Genomic DNA, 18774 nt, shown 5'->3' with positions numbered 1-18774 from the left:
ACATTTCCTCTCCCGCGACCGGGATCGCAGAGATCCGCGGGATCCAAGCATGTTTATAACGCGATGTCCGAAGATGCGCCTTGAGGTTGTGAACACGTCGTGCGGATCAGTAAAGCCCGCCGGTTCCTGGACGCATGATATTGCCGGAGTCGGGCTGGTACCCTTGCTGATACCCTTGCGGGTATCCCTGCTGCGGCATCCGACCATCCGCATCGGCCACACCGATGACCGAGTAGTTATCCGGCGGCGCGGTGCCCGGCTTGAAGGCTTCGAGAAGGCCGCCACTGCCCGGACCGGCGCGCATGCCGCTCTTGGGGTCGACGCGGACGAGCTTGATGCCGGCGGGCACCTTGAAGGGTATAGCGGGCTTGTCGGCGAGCGCGAGCTTCAGGAAGTCCTTGGCGATCGGTGCGGCCAGATGACCGCCGGTCATGCCGCGGCCGAGATTGCGCGGCTTGTCGAAACCGACATAGATGCCGACCACGAGGTCCGGCGAGAAGCCGATGAACCAGGCGTCCTTTTCATCGTTGGTGGTGCCGGTCTTGCCGGCGATCGGCTTGCCGACTTCCTTGACCACCGTCGCGGTGCCGGCCTGGACCACATATTCCATCATCGAGGTGATCTGATATGCCGTCATCGGATCGAGCACCTGCTCGCGGCGGTCCACGAGCTGCGGCTCGGCCTGATTCTTCCAGCCGCCGGGCGCGTCGCAACCGCGGCATTCGCGGGCGTCATGCTTGAAGATGGTGTGGCCGTAGCGATCCTGAATGCGATCGATCAGCGTCGGCTTCACGCGGCGGCCGCCATTGGCGAACATCGAATAGGCCGTCACCATCCGCATGACCGTGGTTTCGCCGGCGCCGAGTGCATAGGACAGATAGTTCGGCAACTCGTCGTAGACGCCGAAACGCTTGGAATACTCACCGATCAAGGGCATGCCGATGTCCTGGGCCAGCCGCACCGTCACCGTATTCAGCGAATTCCGCAGCGCGTTGCGCAGCGTGACCGGTCCCTGGTATTTTCCGGACGAATAGTTTTCCGGGCGCCAGACACCGACGCCCTGTCCCTGATCGATTTCAATTGGCGCGTCGACGACGACCGTCGACGGGGTGTAGCCGTTGTCCATTGCCGCCGAATACACCAGCGGCTTGAAGGACGAACCCGGCTGCCGATAGGCTTGGGTCGCACGGTTGAACTGGCTCTGATCGAACGAGAAGCCGCCGACCATCGCCAGCACGCGGCCGGTCCACGGATCCATCGCGACCATCGCGCCGGACACTTCCGGCAACTGGCGTAGCCGATACTGACCTTCGACCGGCTTGCCCTCTTTGTCGAACAGCGGATCAGCATAGATCACGTCGCCGGCCGCCAGAACTTGCGCCACCGAGGTCGGTGTCCTGCCCTTTGCGGGACCTGATGCGGCCTTCGCCCACCGCACGCCATCGAGCGTGATGATGCCGGTCTGCCTGACCTTGCTGATGGCGCCGCCGAGCTCGCGGCCCGGCTGGAAACCGATCCGCGCCGACTGGTCGGACGTCTCCAGCACCACGGCCATCCGCCACGGCGCAATGTCGCCCAGCGATTTGACGTCGGCGAGCTTCACGCCCCAGTCGCCGGAAATATCCAGCTTGGACGGTGCGCCGCGCCAGCCGCTCGCCTCGTCATATTTGACGAGGCCGGCGACCATGGCCTTGCGCGCCATCACCTGCATCTTCGGATCGAGCGTGGCACGGACGGACAATCCGCCTTCGTACAGCTTCTTTTCGCCGTAGCGCTCGAAAATGTCGCGCCGGACTTCCTCGGCAAAATATTCGCCGGCGAAGATATGCGCGCCGTTGCCGCGGCTGGTGACGTTGAGCGCTTCCTTGCGGGCCTTGTCGGCGTCGGCCTGCTTGATCCAGCCGTTTTCCAGCAGGCGATCGACCACGTAATTGCGCCGCTCGACCGCGCGATCGCGGTTGCGAACCGGGTGCAGCACCGCGGGAGCCTTGGGCAGCGCCGCCAGATAGGAGGCTTCCGCGATCGTGAGTTCGTTCACCGATTTGTCGAAATAGACCAGCGATGCGGCCGCGATGCCGTAGGCGCCAAGACCGAGATAGATTTCGTTGAGATAGAGCTCGAGGATGCGGTCCTTCGAATAGGCGCGCTCGATGCGCATCGCCAGCAAGGCTTCCTTGATCTTGCGGGTGAACGAGACCTCGTTGGTCAGCAGGAAGTTCTTTGCAACTTGCTGGGTGATCGTCGAGGCGCCCTGCGGACGCTTGTTGGAGCCGAAATTTTGCGCATACAGGACGGCCGCGCGCGCCATGCCGGTGAAGTCGATGCCGCCGTGCTCGTAGAAGTTCTTGTCCTCGGCCGCGAGGAAGGCGTTGATGACGAGCTTCGGCACCGCCTGAATCGGCAGATAGAGGCGGCGCTCCTTGGAATATTCGCCGAGCAGTGCACCGTCGGACGCGTGCACGCGCGTCATCACCGGAGGCTCGTAATCCTGAAGCTGTGAGTAGTCCGGCAGGTCCTTGGAGAAATGCCAGATCGCGCCCGCGACGCCGGCCACGCCGACCAGGAACACGACAGTCCCGGCGGCGAACAGGAAACCCAAAAACCGGACCAGAAAGCGCATTGTCGAAGTTCCGTTCCAACCCTGTGCGCCGAAATCTGCGGCGTCTATCCTAATACGGCAATCCCACCGAACGAGTTGCCGCCACGCGGTCGAACAATAAAGGGTCCGGCGGACAATATTGACCGATTCCGAAGACCAGCAGTCGATTTTCTATACCGTTGCCGCTGTGGCCAAACTAGGGCTTGGGCCACCGCACGGCACGCTTTTCAGCCTGCGCCTACGCAATGCGCACTGAACTTTTCACTTGCCCGGTCCGGCAGTTGCCAGCCGTTTGGCTAAAAACGCATCAATTGCCTGCGCCATCGCACCGACCGTCCGGTTCCGCCAGTTTTCCGACACCAGATGCTCAAGGTCGCCCTTGTTCGAGACGTAGCCGAGCTCGACCAGGACCGAGGGCACGTCGGGGGCCTTCAGGACCCGGAAACCGGCCGATTTCAGCGGATGCTTGTGCATCCGCACCGTGGTCTTCATTTCGCCCATCAGGATCCGCGCGAACCGGTTTGAAAAGGTTTTGGTCTCCCGTTGCACCAGGTCGATCAGGATGTCGGCGACCTCGGTCGGCTCGTCGGCGAGACTGACCCCGCCGATCGCGTCCGACTTGTTTTCAGTGTCCGCCAGCCGCTCGGCTTCGGAGTCGGTGGCCTTATCGGAGAGCGTATAGATGGTGGCGCCCTGGGCATCGCCCTCGCCACGACGCAGGGCGTCGGCATGGATCGAGACGAACAGCGCCGCTGACTCGTTGCGCGCGATCTTCACGCGGTCGCCGAGCGGAATGAAGGTGTCGTCCGTCCGGGTCATGACGACGCGATACTTGCCCGACTTCTCGATCCGATCGCGCAGCGCCAGGCCAAAGCCGAGCACCAGATTCTTTTCCATGATGTCGCCGCCGCCGGCCTGGGTGCCGTTGTCGACGCCGCCATGGCCAGGATCGATCACGACCACCGGCCTTTTGTCCGGCGGCGACGGAGGCGCTGCCGGCGCTTCCGCCCGCGCAGCGGCGGCGTTGGCCTCGGCGATCGCAGGCCGCAGTTCGGGGCGGCTTTCGGGCGCCAGCGACTGTACAAAGGCGGTGCGGTCGACGTCTTCGAATTCGAGCACCAGCCGCGGCGGCTGGCCGTTGGCCGCCTCCAGCACATAGGATTTGGCGATCTTGGCAGGTCCCGTCAGGTCGAACACGATCCGCGATCCGCCCGGCATGACGAGACCGTAACGGAACGCCTTGACCAATCCCCGTCCCGCGACACCGACTCCGGCCGGAAGCTGGAAACTGACTTGGGGAAGATCGACGATCACGCGATATGGGTCCGCCAGGGCAAAGGCCCGAAACTGGACCGGCTTGTCGAGATCGAGGATGAAACGGGTCTGTTTGGTATCGCCGGCCAGGCGAGCGTCCGACGCGATCGGGAAATTCGATGCCGCCGCTGGGCTCGGAATGGCGGCCGGTCCTTGATAAAGCGGCGTTTGATAGGCGGGTGCTTGATAAACCTGTGCCTGGGCCACGCTGGGGCCGGCCATTTGGGCGCGCAGCAATGCTGCGGCGCACAATAGGCCACATCCCAGCAAAACAAGGTGATTTGCGCGGCTCGCCAACGATTCGGTGCCTCCGGAGGAGCCCTCCCTTACCGCATTAGAACCGCAGGGTTAATCAGACCTTAAGGTCGAATCTGTGAAAAGGAGCGAGTGTTGCCGCGCTGCGACGCCCGGCGGCTGGTTCCCTTTTGTGCCTTTCTTGCGCTTCCCTTGCACGTAGCCGCCAATCCACGTATGTACGGGGTGCTGACGGCTAATACTCCCGGTTGTGTCGCGTTCAGCCTCCCGGTGCAGCGCCGGAACCTTCGAAGCCGGAGGAACCTGCGTCTTTCCCGATCCCTCCACAGCCAGCGCCGCGCGCGGCTGACACGGAGTGGCGGTTTCGAGCCCGAGCGGCGTCCGGTCCCAGGTACCTTTTCCAGGGACGGTTTGAGACACGGCAAAACTGATTATCCGGACCCCAAACGGTCCGATATGCGATGGCCGGCGGGCGTTTAGGCGCCGAACCGGGCCTTCAGCGATAAATGCGGCGGTATCCTTTTCCGCCAACATGTTTAGACGGGCCGACGCTTGATGCGCCAGACTGTGTTGCCGACCAGGATCCACGGAACGATCGCGCCGACGCGAAGCGAAAGCTTCGCACGTCGCCTCGCTCCGGTGGCTCCCCGTTCGGCGCGGCGCCAAGAAGTGCGTTTTGGCCTTCCCCTCACCCCCGAATCAGGTGGACCGTCGCGTCACCGGGCCGCGCAATTTGCGCGCGCCATGCACCGCGCCCGCCGCCGTCAAGAGTTCAAAAATGCCCAACAAGATGTTGATCGACGCCACCCACCCGGAAGAGACCCGGGTCGTTGTGGTCCGCGGCAACCGCGTCGAAGAGTTTGATTTCGAGACCGCCCAGCGCAAGCAACTGCGCGGCAATATCTACCTCGCCAAGGTCACGCGCGTAGAACCGTCGCTGCAGGCGGCGTTCATCGAATATGGCGGCAACCGCCACGGCTTCCTCGCCTTCAGCGAAATCCATCCGGACTACTACCAGATCCCGGTCGCCGACCGTCAGGCGCTGATCGAGGCCGACGAGCGCGCCCATCGCGAGGCCGAGGAAGAGAGCGAGAACCGCTCCTCTAGCCGCCACCGTGGCCGCTCGCGCCACCGCAATGCGCGTCGACGCGGCCATGGCGACCGTGTCCAGAGCGGCGTCGTCGAGAACGCCGGCCAGGATCCCTCGCAGGCGGCCCAGCCCTATGAAGGCGAGGCGCATCAGCACGAAGGCGCGTATGCCGGCGAAGTGCATCCGCACGACGCTGAACATCATGATGAGCATCATGAGGACACGGCGCATCACGACCATGATGCGCATGAGACGCATGATCACGATCAAGACCATTCGCACGATCACGATTCTCAGCACGACCACGAACGTCACCACGATCACGATGCGCAAGGTCCTGATACGCGGACAGATGCCGCAAGCGAAGCACCGGTCGCGGAATTGGAATCCGGCGTGCCCGCCGCGGCGCCGGTCGAGGCGGCCGCCCCCGAGGCGACGGCCGAACACGCTCACGACGAACACGCGCATGATGAGCATCATGACGAGGAACGGGCGCGCGAAAACGCGGCCCATGCCGACGACGCGCCGCATATCGAGCACGCCGGTGAAGGCTACGCCGTTGCTTCTCCCGACGAACTCGCCCCGGCCTCCGAACGCGACGACGGCCATGACGATGAGGACGACGCCGAGGACGCCGAAGAGGAAGTCGTCGAATCCGTCGGCGGCGACGACGTGCTGGAGGAAGTTCCGGAACGCCCGTTCCGCCCGCGCCGCCAGTACAAGATCCAGGAAGTCATCAAGCGCCGCCAGGTGATGCTGGTTCAGGTCGTCAAGGAAGAGCGCGGCAACAAGGGCGCCGCGCTGACGACCTATCTGTCGCTGGCCGGCCGCTATGCGGTGCTGATGCCCAACACCGCCCGCGGCGGCGGCATCAGCCGCAAGATCACCTCGGCCCAGGACCGTTCGCGGCTGAAGGAAGTGGTGCAGGACCTCGACGTGCCCGAGGGCATGGGGATCATCCTGCGCACTGCCGGCGCCTCGCGGACCAAGCCCGAGATCAAGCGCGACTTCGAATATCTGATCCGGATGTGGGAAACCGTGCGCGACATGACGCTGAAGTCGCAGGCCCCCACCCTCGTCTATGAGGAAGGCTCGCTGATCAAGCGCTCACTGCGCGACCTCTACAACAAGGAAATCGACGAAATCCAGGTCGCGGGCGAATCCGGCTACCAGGAAGCGCGCGACTTCATGAAGATGCTGATGCCCTCGAACGTGCGGGCAGTGCGGCAGTATCGCGACGGCCAGCCGCTGTTCTCGCGGATGGGCGTCGAGAGCCAGTTAGATGCGATGTTCTCGCCGACCGTGCAGCTGCGTTCCGGCGGCTACATCGTCATCAACCAGACCGAAGCGCTGGTCTCGATCGACGTCAACTCCGGCCGCTCGACCCGCGAACACCACATCGAGGACACCGCGCTCAAGACCAATCTCGAGGCGGCCGAGGAAGTCGCGCGACAATTACGCCTGCGCGATCTCGCAGGCCTCATCGTCATCGACTTCATCGACATGGACGAGAAGCGCAACAACCGCGCGGTCGAGCGCAAGCTGTCCGACTGCCTGCGGCAGGACCGCGCGCGCATCCAGGTCGGACGCATCTCGCATTTCGGCCTGCTGGAAATGTCCCGCCAGCGCATCCGCGCCAGCGTGCTGGAGAGTTCGACCGAGCCCTGCGCGGTTTGCGGCGGCAGCGGTCACGTGCGCTCGGTCTCGTCGGTCGCGCTGCAATTGCTGCGCGGCATCGAGGAAATCCTGATGAAGGGCGCGACCCACAATCTGGTGGTGCGCACCCGCACCGACGTCGCGCTCTATGTGCTCAATCACAAGCGCGGCCATCTGCGCGACCTCGAAAATGCCTTCAAGGTGTCGCTCGCGGTGAGCGCCGATCCAACCGTTGCCGGCCAGCAGTCGTACATCATCGACCGCGGCGAGCAGGTGCATACGCTGGAAGCAGCCAAGGCGTTGCTGGCGGCGCAGGCCACCGCCTTCCCGCCGCAGGTCGAGGAAGCCTATGATGACGACGAGGCGTTCGACATCGAAGCCGAATCCGAGATCGAAACCGACGAGACCGAGGGGCTGGCCGACGAGGCCGCCGAAGCCGCAGTGGGCGAAGGCGAAGGAGACGGCCACCGCCGCAAGCGGCGCCGGCGCCGGCGCGGCCGTGGCGAGCCCCGTGAAGGCGGTGCCCCGCGTGAGGACAGTGACGCGATGCGCGTCGCGGGCGAGGCCGTCGAAGGCGTGACCGCCGAGGACGGCGAAGCTGACGAAGACGAAGGCGACGAACAGCCCGGCATGGCCCGCGGCGATCAGCCTGCCGGTGGCGAGCGGCGCCCGCGCCGTCGCGGCCGTCGCGGCGGACGCCGCCGGCGTGGTGCCGAGCTGGAAGATGGCTTGGCCGGATCGATCGCGGACGAACTCGGGCCGACCCCGACTCCCGAAGTGACCAGCGCGGTTGCCGATTTCGACGGCGGCGCGTCCGAGCCCGCGCCATCGCTGGTGCAGGCTGACTTTCAGCCCGAACCGGTCTCGCAGCCGGCGGAGATGCAGCCTGCGGCCTACGCCCAGCCCGAGCCGGTCGAGAGCGCACCCGCGCCGTCAACTGAAGAAACCACGCAAGAGGCCGAGCGGGCCGCGGCGCGGCGGCGTTCGACGGTGCGCGAGAAAGTCAGCTTCGTGACCAGCGCTCCGGCCGAACCGGCGCCCTCCTCCGTCAGCCAGAGTGCGCCGGAGCCGTTCGAGTCGCCCGCGCCTGCTCCGACCGAGCCGGCGCCGGCCACATCGGACGAGGGCGCGCCACGCAAGGCGGGCTGGTGGTCGCGGCGCTTCGGCAGCGGCGAGTAAGGATCAAACCAAAAAAGAAAACCGCCCGGCCAAAACCGGGCGGTTTTTATTTGCATCGAGCTGGTCGCTAGAGCGCCGTTCCGATGGAATCGGAACGGCGCCCTGGATTTTTGATTTGACGCGTTTTCTTGATGCGAATCGGTACCCACTTCGCTGGAAAACGCTCTACCTATCCCGTCGTGAGCGCCGTCTCCACGTCGGACGGATCAACCTGCTTGTTCAGATTGGCGTGCAGCTTGCTCTTGTCGAGTTCGCCCTCCCACCACGACACCACCACGCAGGCAACGCCGTTGCCGCACAGATTGGTCAGCGCACGGCACTCGCTCATGAACTTGTCGATGCCGAGCAGAATGGCCATGCCCGGCACCAGCCGCGGATCGACCACGGCCAGCGTCGCCGCCAGCGTGATGAAGCCGGCGCCGGTGATGCCGGAGGCGCCCTTCGAGGTCAGCATCGCCACCAGCAGGATGGTCAGTTGCTGGCCGAAGGTCAGGTCAAAGCCGAGCGCCTGCGCGATGAACAGGGTCGCCAGCGTCATGTAGATGTTGGTGCCGTCGAGATTGAACGAGTAGCCGGTCGGCACCACGAGACCCACCACCGACTTGGAGCAGCCGAGCCGCTCAAGCTTTTCCATCAAGGACGGCAGCGCGCTTTCCGAGGACGACGTGCCGAGCACGATCAGGAGCTCGTCCTTGATGTAGGCCAGGAACTTGAAGATCGAGAAACCGACGATCCGCGCGACGATGCCGAGCACCACGAACACGAACAGCGCGGCGGTGACGTAGAAGGTCGCGATCAGTCCGATCAGGTTCAGGATCGCGCCGGTCCCGAACTTGCCGATCGTGAACGCCATCGCGCCGAACGCGCCGATCGGGGCGGCCTTCATCACGATGGCGATGACGCCGAACACCGCGTGCGCCGCATCGTCGATAAAGGCGCGGATCGTGTGGCCGCGCTCGCCAAGACCCATCAGCGCAAACCCGAACAGGATCGAGAACAGCAGCACCTGGAGGATTTCGCCCTGCGCGAAGGCGCCGACCACCGTATCGGGAATGATGTGCAGGAAGAAATCGACGCTCTTTTGCGCCTCGGCCTGCTTGGCAAAGCCGGCGACGGCTTGCGCATTCGCCATGCCGCCGCCGAAACCCGCGCCCGGCTTGACCAGATTGCCGACGAGCAGACCGATCACCAGCGCGAAGGTCGAGATGACCTCGAAATAGACCAGCGCCTTGACGCCGATCCTGCCAACCTTCTTGGCATCTTGTATATGCGCTATGCCGGATACCACGGTGCAGAAGATGATCGGCGCGATCACCATCTTGATCAGCTTGATGAAGCCGTCGCCGAGCGCCTTGATCCAGTCGTTGGTCGCAAGCGCGGGCCACAGCCAGCCGAACAGTGCGCCGAGCACGATCGCTATCAAAACTTGAACGTAAAGAACCCGGTACCAGGGCTTTGCCGCACTTGCCGGCGCTTCGGTCGCAATTGTTGCCGCCATGACGCTTACTCCTCCCTCAGCGGTCGCGGATTGGTCGCACCTGCGCCAATCCGTCGCACACAGCCAAAATCCTTTGGGCGAGCGGAGTCAATGGTGTTGGCAGACGCGACTTGCTTAGCCGCGTGGGTCGAAAATCCTCCGGATCGCCGGCACGAGGGCAGCGCCGAGCGCATTCTTGATCAGGGACGCCGCGATGAATGGCGCAATACCGACCAGCCACGCCTTTTCAACGCCGAGCTTCATGCCGAACGCAAGCCAACCAAATCCGGCAGCGAGAATGAGAATGTGTCCCAGCGCCATCGCAACGAACAGCCGGAGCACTGATCGGTCCCAGCCGCGCTCGCTCAGCCATCCCGTCACGAAGGCCGCCGCCACGAAGCCGAAGAGATATCCGGCCGTCGGACCGATCAACGGCGCAAGGCCGCCGACCGGGCCTGCGAATACCGGAAATCCAATAGCCCCCTCGGCCAGATAGGCCATGAGCGTAACGCTGCCGAGCCGCCAGCCATAGGCCGCGCCGATCACCAGCACAACCAGCGTCTGCAACGTCATCGGCACATAGGGCAACGGCAGATTGACCTTGGCCGACAAGGTCAGCAGCGCCGTCCCCAGCGCGACCAGGATCACGCTGCGCAACAGACCCCACGATCCATCAGCACGATGCGGCCACAGCAGGGCGGCAAGCGGGAAATGCGATGGCGCGGCGGTTTCAGGCATGGTTCTGGCGGACATGGATGGCTCCCCGATTGATTTTAGGTAGGTATGATTTGGATGATGGTGACCGGTCGGTGCTAACCGAGCCACTGCGCGATGCGCGTCACCGCTTCACGCATCTCGTCGGCCGAGCGCGCGTAGGAGAAGCGAATGAAGCTGCGGCCGTGGATCGGATCGAAGTCGACGCCCGGCGTCGCCGCCACATGCGCCTTCTCCAGCATGCGGCCGGCAAATTCGAAACTGTCGGAGGTGAAATCCGATACATCAGCGTAGAGGTAGAACGCGCCATCGGCAGGCAGGAACCTGGTGAGGCCGGCCTTCGGCAGTCCCTCGATCAGGATGCGGCGGTTTTCCTGATAGCCGCGCTTGATCGCCTCCATCTCCTCGCGGCCTTCGAAGGCCGCTTCGGCCGCGATCTGCGACAGCGTCGGCACCGAGATCGACAGGTTCTGCTGCAGCCGTTCGATCGGCCGCACCAGAGGCTCCGGCACCACCATCCAGCCGACCCGCCAGCCGGTCATGCAGAAATATTTCGAGAACGAATTGATCACGAGCGCATGTGGCGAAAGCTCCGCCGCCGTCACCGCCGGAAACGCATAGTCGAGGCCATGATAGATCTCGTCGGAAATGAAGCGGATGCCGGCGCCTTCCGCCGCATGAATCAGGCCGGTGAGCGCCTCGCGCGACATCATCGTTCCAGTCGGATTGGCGGGGCTGCCGACCAGCACGCCCTTCAGCGGCGCCTTGCGATGCGCGGCCAGCAAGGCCTCGCCCGTCAACGCATGACGCGTCGCGCTCGAGGTTTCGATCAACACCGGCTCGCAGCCGAGCGCGGTCAGGATATGCCGGTATGGCGGATAGCCCGGCACCGTGACCGCCACCCGGTCGCCCGGCTCGAACATCGACAGAAACGCCAGAATGAAACCGCCGGACGAGCCGGTCGTGATCACAATGCGTTCGGGATCGACCGCGCGGCCGTAAGTATCGTGGTAGTGTCTTGCGATCCGCGTGCGCAGCGTGGGAATGCCGAGCGCGGAGGTGTAATCGATCCGCGCCGCATCGAGCGCGGCATGCGCGGCCGCGATCGCGACCTTGGGGGCTGACGCCGCCGGCTGCCCCACTTCCATGTGAATGACATGGCCGCCGGCCGCCTCGATGCGGGCCGCGGCCGCCATCACGTCCATCACCATGAAGGGCGGAACATCGCTCCGCGCCGACGGAGTCAACAGGGTTTTCACGCGGTCTCTAAGTGTCGATTCCAGCATCGATATCTGCTATTTGCACGAGCGGCTCCGAATTCGGGTTCCCGAACCGGTTACCGCCCCAGACTGGCCGTATTCGGTGGCTTGTTATAGCGTTTTGACGCGAAGTGATACCGGTTCACATCAACAAACACGTTGAAACAACAGACTGGGACCTGTTTCTGATCTAATCAGAACCGAACTGCCCTCGGACCACAACCGGGCCTCGCAAATCGCCAAAGATCGCTCATGCTGCTCCGCATCGCCTTACGCAAGAAACCACTGAAATTGACCGCGCTGATGACGGCCGCAGCGCTCGCCGTTGCGCCAATGGCGGCTGTGGCGCAGGAGAACAAGGGCCCACCGGTGCTCCGCGACACCGAGACGGAGCAGCTGCTGCGTGAATATACGCGGCCGATCCTGCGCGCCGCCGGCCTGGAAAAACAGAACATCCAGATGGTGATCATCAACCAGGGCGTCTTCAACGCCTTCGTTGCCGACGGCCGCCGCATCTTCGTGAACTATGGCGCGATCATGCAGTCTGAGACGCCGAACCAGATCATCGGCGTGATGGCGCACGAAACCGGCCACCTCGCCGGCGGCCATCTCGCCAAGATGCGCGAGCAGATGGCGCAGGCCCAGACCCAGATGATCATCGCCATGCTGCTTGGCGCCGGCGCGATGGTGGCGGGCGCGCAAGGCGGCGGCAGCAACAGTGGCCTGGCGAACGCCGGCGCGGCAATGTTCTCCGCGCCGGGAGAAATGATCCGCCGCAACCTGCTGTCCTACGTGCGCCAGCAGGAGGAAAACGCCGACAAGGCCGGCGTAAAATTTCTGGCCGCCACCGGCCAGTCCGCCCGAGGCATGTACGAGACCTTCAAGCGCTTCACCGACGAAAGCCTGTTCGCCGCACGCGGCTCGGACCCCTACGTTCAGTCGCATCCGATGCCGGCCCAGCGCGTCGCCGCGCTGGAAGAACTGGCAAGGTCGAGCCCTTATTGGGACAAGAAGGACGACCCTGCCCTGCAGCTGCGCCACGACATGGTGCGCGCCAAGATCTCGGCCTTCATGGAGCGGCAGGAGACCGTGTACCGGCGCTATCCGCTGTCCAACAACAGCCTGCCCTCCCGCTATGCCCACGCGATCTCGACCTATCTGCACGGCGACCTGCGCAGCGCGCTCACCCAGATTGATGCCCTGATCCAGCAGCAGCCCAACAATCCCTATTTCCACGAGGTGCGTGGCCAGGCATTGCTGGAGGGCGGCAAGCCGCAGGAGGCGATCGCGCCGCTGCGCAAGGCGGTCGCGCTCTCCAACAACTCCCCGCTCATCGAGATGCTGCTAGGGCAGGCCCTCGTCGCAACCGGCAACAATGCCTACACCGACGAGGCGATCGCCATCCTGCGCGCGGCGGTGGCACGCGAGAGCGAAGCGCCGATCGGCTACATCCAGCTCGCGATGGCCTATGGCCGCAAGGGCGACTACGCGCAGGCCGATCTGGCGTCGGCCCAGGCCGCCTACCTCCGCGGCGACAACAAGACGGCGCGCGATCTTGCATCGCGCGCGAAGACGCGCTTCGCGATCGGGACGCCGGGATGGGTCAAGGCTGACGACATTGTGAGCGCCAAGCCGCTGCCGGGCCAGAAGAGCAACTAGAATTAAGCCGCGTTCGGCTATAATCGGACTGGATCACCAAGGATTTGGTCACCCGCGACCAGCATATTCCCCAGGAGCCGGCCTTCAGCAGAATTGCCCGGGAACCCGCCGCATAAGGATTTACCGATGCCCTCGTTCCGTCTTCTCATCCCCGCATTGTTCGCTCTCGCGCTCTGCGGCGCGCCGATGTCCGCTTCCGCGCAGAGCTTCAGCGACACCCAGCGCGGCGACATCGAGACCATCATCCGGAATTACCTGATCGCGCATCCCGAAGTGCTCGAAGAGGCGATGACCGAACTCAGCAAGCGTCAGGCCGCGGCGGAATCCGCCAAGCACGAAGCCGGCGTGGCCAAGAACGCGGACGCGATTTTCAACTCGCCGCGCAACGTCACGATCGGCAACAAGGACGGCGACGTCACCTTCGTCGAATTCTTCGATTACAATTGCGGCTACTGCAAGCGCGCGATGCTGGACATGATGGAGCTGATGAAGAGCGACCCGAAGCTGAAGGTCGTGCTCAAGGAATTTCCGGTGCTGAGCGCGGGCTCGGTCGAAGCCGCGCAGGTCGGCGTCGCGGTGCGCATGCAGGATCCGACCGGCAAGAAATATCTCGACTTCCACCAGAAGCTGCTCACTGGCCGCGGCGCCGCCGACAAGGCGCGCGCGATGGCCGTTGCCAAGGAAGTCGGCCTCGACATGGCGAAGCTGGAGAAGGACCTTTCGAGCGCCGAAGTGCGCAACACGCTCGAGGAAAATTTCAAGCTCGCCGAAGCGATGGGCATGAACGGCACGCCGAGCTACGTGATCGGCAAGCAGGTCGTGATCGGCGCGGTCGGCGTCGAGAACCTGCGGGAGAAGATCAGCAACGCCCGCTGCGGCAAGGCGACGTGCTGAGGCGACGCTGCACGCATTAAGATGAAAAGGCCGGCTCGACAGCCGGCCTTTTTGTTTGCGGCATTCTCGTGCGCATCAGTTCATCTCGCATTCACAAAACAAGGCCTTCGGAACCGATCAAATAACAGGAACATCGGGCAAATCCTTTCGTTGTTGGCGTGGGCAATGCAGAACACGTGAGGAGACATTCGATGACTAATCGCTTTTTGATTTCGGTCGCGACAGCGGCCCTGATCGCCGGAACCGGCTTTGCGAATGCGCAGGGTACCGGAATGGGCCGTGACGCAGGGTCACCAGGTTCCGCGACGCAACAGAGCGCGCCCTCCGATCGCGGTGGTGGTGCGTCGGGCGGCACGATGCAGCGCGATAGCGGCGGCACGACGGGTATGAAGGGTGCGGAATCCGAGAAGTCGACGGGCGCTGAAAAGAACCAGCGCGCCGACGACAAAATGAAGGGCGGCAAGGACATGAAGGCCGAAGGCAAGGAGGACCGCGGCGGCATGAAGGGCGAACAGAAGGGTCAGACGACGGGCCAGGGCACGATGCAGCGTGATCAAAGCACGACCCAGCAGCGTGAGCGTGACCAGACCCCGGGCCGCGACCAGACCATGCCGCAGAAGGACCAGAAGGCCCAGGGCAAGGAAGATCGCATGCAGACTCAGACGCAGGGCGGAGCCGCGGGCCAAAGCACGACCACGACGGGTCAGGCCGGCGCGGCCGGCAAGCTCTCGACCGAGCAGCGCACCCAGATCACCAGCGTAATCAAGGAGCAGCGCGTCGCGCCGGTGACGAACGTGAACTTCTCGATTTCGGTCGGCACCCGCGTACCGCGCGACGTGGTCTTCCATACGTTGCCGGAGCGCGTGGTGACGATCTATCCGGAATGGCGCAGGTATAAGTTCATCCTCGTCAAGGAGCAGATCGTGATCGTGGATCCGAACACCTTCGAGATCGTGGCTATTCTGGAAGCCTAACAGTGGTATCTTCGCAGTATCAGGGCGGGCAGAAATGCCCGCCTTTTTTTGTCCGCCTTGGCTCCACTCAACAAGATACCCGGCTTCGCTTCACTTCTGCAGAAGCAGCCGCACCAGTTCGGCCTGGCGACGCGAACCTGTCTTGTCAAAGATACTGGACAAATGGCTGCGCGCCGTCCCGACGGTGATGCCAAGTCTGTCAGCGGCAGCCTGGCGGCCATCGCCCTTGACGATCTCAAGCGCGAACGCTGCCTCTGCCGGCGTAAAACCGAACCGTTGGCGTAAGCCTTCGACGCGCACCTGTATCTCCCGTTCGGGATCTGAGACGAGCACGATCGCGACTGCACGTTGCGAGAAAGTCCAGGGGATGATGGCCTTCGCCGCTTCCTGCTTTACCGGCGTCACGACAACATCGAGCGGCGACCGCTCCGCTCCTCGCGGCAGCGCGACGTCGCCGCCAGAACCGGTTACAGCACTGGCATCGCCAGCGCATGACTTGATCAGCCGACGCAATGTCCGCCCGCCGTCGGCATCGGATGCGGACAAGGCGTCGGCTTCGAGCCGCAGGCCATCGCGACTATCGAGCAGCGCACGGGCCGCGCGATTGACGAACAGCGGCCGCGCCTCCGCGTCGACGAGCAGAAAACCCTGTTGCAATCCGTCTAGGCCGGTTAGCGCACGCTCATTTGCGATCGTCAGATGATACACACGGCGCTGCAGCGCGACCGCGCGAACGAGATGCTGCGCCAGCGCCGCGAACAAGCGTTTCTGGCTACCGTCGAATGGCGACCGGTTCAGCAGTCCGTGGCTCGCAATGTGCCCGGAGGCTGCGCTATCGGCAAACAGGTTGGTGACCAAGGGATCGGCGCTGAAACCGCCCGGCCGCCACAATTCGTTATAGAAGGCCGTGCTGGTAAACTCGTCCCGCGAGATGACGTCCGCACCGGTAAAGACCTCGCCGGGCCGATAGTTTCCAGTGCACGGCAAGGCCGGAATATCCGGCGTCCATTCGTCAAAGCTGCGCAAGATGTCCGGATCGGTGCGCGGCGCGTGCATGCTCACGATCCCGTTCGCCGGGTCGTAAAATCCAAACACCACCTGCGGCCCGCCAACAGCATCGCCAATTCTGTTGAGGACACCCGGCCAGAGCTGCGCGTCGAGCGCTGCATCATAGATGGATCCGACAAGGTCCAGCACCCTGTCCTCGCCGGATAGCCCATCGCCAGACATCAGCCCCTACCCCAAGTTGTGCGTGAAGTCTGGCCTATGTACCGCCCCGGCCGCAAGGCTCGACTATGGGCATCAAGCACGATTCTGTTGCCACGAAGTCTCACTCGGCAACATTCAGCGCAAAATGCTTCCGTTTGGTTCGATGCCTCTGACGTTCGTCAGATGCGGCCACTGCATGGCTTGGGCCAAGGTCGCTTCACGGCAGATCGAAGTAACAGGAATCGCGCCGTCTGCCGTGGGAGCTTGCATGTCTGACGTTCACCAAACGGTCATTTCACCGGTCAGCGATCAGAAAGGCCGGCGATGACAAGTTTTCCAAGAGCGGGCGCGGCGGATTTGGCCACAGCACACGCCTCCGACGTGTTTCACCCACACGGCCTCCAGGCGCGGCTGCTTGTCATATCCGGCGAGACATTGCGAGGGCTGGCGCTGGCCGCCAGCGTTTCAATCGCAGCAGCAACCCTCTGGGCCGTTCCGGCGATGGGCCAGCAATCTCTCAACGGAGGGACAGCTACCGGCATACAAGCCTACGCTTCTGGCGATGGCGCGGTAGCGACCGGCGACGGCGCGACCGCGACCGGCCAAGCCAGTATCGCGAACGGTACTTACGCTACCGCGACCGGCGGGGGCAGCAACGCGAACGGCGGCAACGCGACCGCGACGGGGGTGGCCAGCGATGCGATCGGCCAAAACGCGACCGCGACGGGCCAAAGCAGCCTCGCGAACGGCACCAACGCGACCGCTACGGGCCAGAACAGCACCGCGAACGGCCTTGCCGCGACCGCGATAGGTCAGTTCAGCACCGCGAACGGCGGCGGCGCGACCGCGACAGGTCAGTTCAGCACCGCGAGTGGCTTGCAAGCGACCGCCACGGGCCAGAACGCTAACGCGAACGGCGCGACCGCGAGCGCGTTCGGCCAGAGCAGCAATGCCACCGGCGATGCCACCACCGCCATTGGCCAAGCGAGCACAGCAAGCGCGATAGGCGCCACCGCAGTCGGTGCCAACGCGCAGGCAACTGCGACCGGCGCGGTCGCGGTCGGCCAAAATTCCACCGCCAGCGGCGTCAATTCGATTGCGATCGGTAACGGTGCGATCGCAACCGGTTCGATCGCGGTCGGCGCTGGGGCGTCGGCTGCGAATGGTGGCGCCGCCTTCGGCGACGGCACGGTCGCGACCGGCACGAATTCCGCCGCCCTTGGCACCAATGCCACGGCGACATTCGCCAATTCGACTGCGATCGGCACTGGCGCTACGACGTCAGCGGCGAACCAGGTCTCGATCGGCACAGGATCGAACACCTACCGAATGTCCGGCATCACCTCGGCGGCAAGCCTTGCTGCTCAATCCGGCCCGACCTCGCTCGTGACCACCGACGCCAACGGCAATCTCGCCGCGGCAGGTTTCAGCGGCCAGGATATCTCCCTGCTGCAATCCAACGTCGCGACGTTGCAGACGCAGATGCGGCAAGCCTTTGAGGGAACGGCGATTGCCATCGCCATGGGCGGCTCCGCGCTGCCGTCGGACAAGAAGTTCGCGATCTCGACCAACTGGGGCACCTTCCGCGGCCAGAATGCCATGAGCCTTGGAGCGCAGATGCGCTTGAACCAATATGTGGTGCTCAATGGCGGCGTCGCCGCCGGCTTCGCACAGGGCGGCGTCGGCGGACGGGCCGGCATGACCGTCGCATGGTGACGATAGGGTGGTAACGGGAGAGCGACGTGGCTGGCGAGCTCTGATGTTTGCGGCTGTCATGGCCGCAACGGCTTCTGCTAGCCACGCGCAGGCGCCCTCGCCCGCGGCGGCGCCGAAACCGGCGCCGATTGACCGCAACGGCGTGCTGATTCTGGTCCGATCGACGCTGCTCGCGCTCGACCAGGCCAACAAGACCGGCAACTATACAGTACTGCGCGATATCGGCGCGCCCGGCTTTCAATCTAACACCGCGGCGCGGCTTGGCGAAATCTTCGCCAAGCTGCGCAGCGACAACCTCGATCTCTCAGGCGTCGCTGTGATTGATCCGCAACTCAATCTGCTGCCGCAGATCGAAGCCAACGGCCTGATGCGCATGGCAGGCTTCTTTCCATCAGCGCCGACCCAGGTCAATTTCGACCTGTCGTTCGCGCCGGTGAACGGGCAGTGGCGGCTGTTCGGCATCTCCGTCGGCGTCGGATCGTCCGCACCCGCCGCGCCTGAGCCGTCCTCGTCGCCGATTGCGCAGAGGCCCCCTCCTCCGAACCACGCCAAGCAGGCTGCATCAGCAAAGCCCGCGCCCGCAATCAGGCTCACGCCGCCAGCGAACAAGCCGACCGACAACCAGCAACCTAAGTAGGCCGGGCGCGCGGTCCGATCTGCAATGCGAGGTGCTGCATCTCGGGCAGCACAATTTCCGCAGTGACCTCGCCGAAAGCCTGGGAGGCCAGAGCCGGTGGTAATGTGGGGTGATCCGGCTGCCCGGTTACGGTGCCGGTTCT

The 18774-nt window shown here is 64.1% G+C and carries 12 protein-coding genes; 6 read left to right on the top strand and 6 right to left on the bottom strand.

Annotated features, from left to right (window positions below):
• Positions 1-106: 106 nt before the first annotated feature.
• A complete protein-coding gene (locus tag V1286_RS14240; RefSeq protein ID WP_334480438.1) occupies positions 107-2620 on the bottom strand; it encodes a penicillin-binding protein 1A in 2514 nt (837 codons plus the stop codon).
• A 240-nt stretch (positions 2621-2860) separates the two neighbouring features.
• Complete coding sequence (locus tag V1286_RS14235; RefSeq protein WP_334480437.1) at positions 2861-4210, bottom strand: N-acetylmuramoyl-L-alanine amidase; 1350 nt, start codon at positions 4208-4210, stop codon at positions 2861-2863.
• A 736-nt stretch (positions 4211-4946) separates the two neighbouring features.
• Here V1286_RS14235 and V1286_RS14230 point away from each other — a divergent pair.
• On the top strand, positions 4947-8093 hold the full coding sequence (locus V1286_RS14230; protein ID WP_334480436.1) for an Rne/Rng family ribonuclease: 3147 nt from the start codon (positions 4947-4949) through the stop codon (positions 8091-8093).
• A gap of 169 nt (positions 8094-8262) precedes the next feature.
• Here V1286_RS14230 and V1286_RS14225 read toward each other — a convergent pair whose 3' ends face one another.
• The 3 genes from V1286_RS14225 to V1286_RS14215 all read right to left on the bottom strand — a co-directional run bounded on the left by V1286_RS14225 (position 8263) and on the right by V1286_RS14215 (position 11570).
• Positions 8263-9591, bottom strand: coding sequence for a dicarboxylate/amino acid:cation symporter (locus tag V1286_RS14225; protein WP_334480435.1), 1329 nt, complete (start codon positions 9589-9591; stop codon positions 8263-8265).
• Between the two features lie 114 nt (positions 9592-9705).
• The gene (locus V1286_RS14220) at positions 9706-10323 is read right to left on the bottom strand and encodes a biotin transporter BioY (RefSeq protein WP_417021138.1); all 618 of its coding nucleotides are present in this window, start codon (positions 10321-10323) and stop codon (positions 9706-9708) included.
• Positions 10324-10382: 59 nt separating this feature from the next.
• Entirely contained in the window at positions 10383-11570 is a 1188-nt protein-coding gene (locus tag V1286_RS14215; protein WP_334480433.1) for a pyridoxal phosphate-dependent aminotransferase, read from the bottom strand.
• Between the two features lie 225 nt (positions 11571-11795).
• Between V1286_RS14215 and V1286_RS14210 the strand changes: the two genes are divergently transcribed.
• The 3 genes from V1286_RS14210 (at position 11796) to V1286_RS14200 (ending at position 15070) form a co-directional block, all read left to right on the top strand.
• Complete coding sequence (locus V1286_RS14210; protein WP_334480431.1) at positions 11796-13202, top strand: M48 family metalloprotease; 1407 nt, start codon at positions 11796-11798, stop codon at positions 13200-13202.
• Positions 13203-13328: 126 nt separating this feature from the next.
• Positions 13329-14096, top strand: coding sequence for a DsbA family protein (locus tag V1286_RS14205; protein WP_334480429.1), 768 nt, complete (start codon positions 13329-13331; stop codon positions 14094-14096).
• 191 nt (positions 14097-14287) lie between these two features.
• The gene (locus V1286_RS14200; protein ID WP_334480427.1) at positions 14288-15070 is read left to right on the top strand and encodes a DUF1236 domain-containing protein; all 783 of its coding nucleotides are present in this window, start codon (positions 14288-14290) and stop codon (positions 15068-15070) included.
• A gap of 90 nt (positions 15071-15160) precedes the next feature.
• On the opposite strand, the gene V1286_RS14195 is transcribed toward V1286_RS14200, so the two are convergent.
• Positions 15161-16267, bottom strand: coding sequence for a helix-turn-helix transcriptional regulator (locus V1286_RS14195; RefSeq protein ID WP_334480425.1), 1107 nt, complete (start codon positions 16265-16267; stop codon positions 15161-15163).
• A 369-nt stretch (positions 16268-16636) separates the two neighbouring features.
• On the opposite strand from V1286_RS14195, the gene V1286_RS14190 reads away from it, so the two are divergent.
• On the top strand, positions 16637-17995 hold the full coding sequence (locus V1286_RS14190; RefSeq protein WP_334480423.1) for a YadA-like family protein: 1359 nt from the start codon (positions 16637-16639) through the stop codon (positions 17993-17995).
• 43 nt (positions 17996-18038) lie between these two features.
• A complete protein-coding gene (locus V1286_RS14185) occupies positions 18039-18632 on the top strand; it encodes a hypothetical protein (protein WP_417021137.1) in 594 nt (197 codons plus the stop codon).
• Positions 18633-18774 lie beyond the last annotated feature (142 nt).

Origin of the sequence: Bradyrhizobium algeriense (genome assembly GCF_036924595.1) — a bacterium.
GTDB lineage: Bacteria > Pseudomonadota > Alphaproteobacteria > Rhizobiales > Xanthobacteraceae > Bradyrhizobium > Bradyrhizobium algeriense.
Note: the sequence above shows the minus strand (reverse complement) of the source record. Positions and strands in the feature narration are given on the sequence as shown.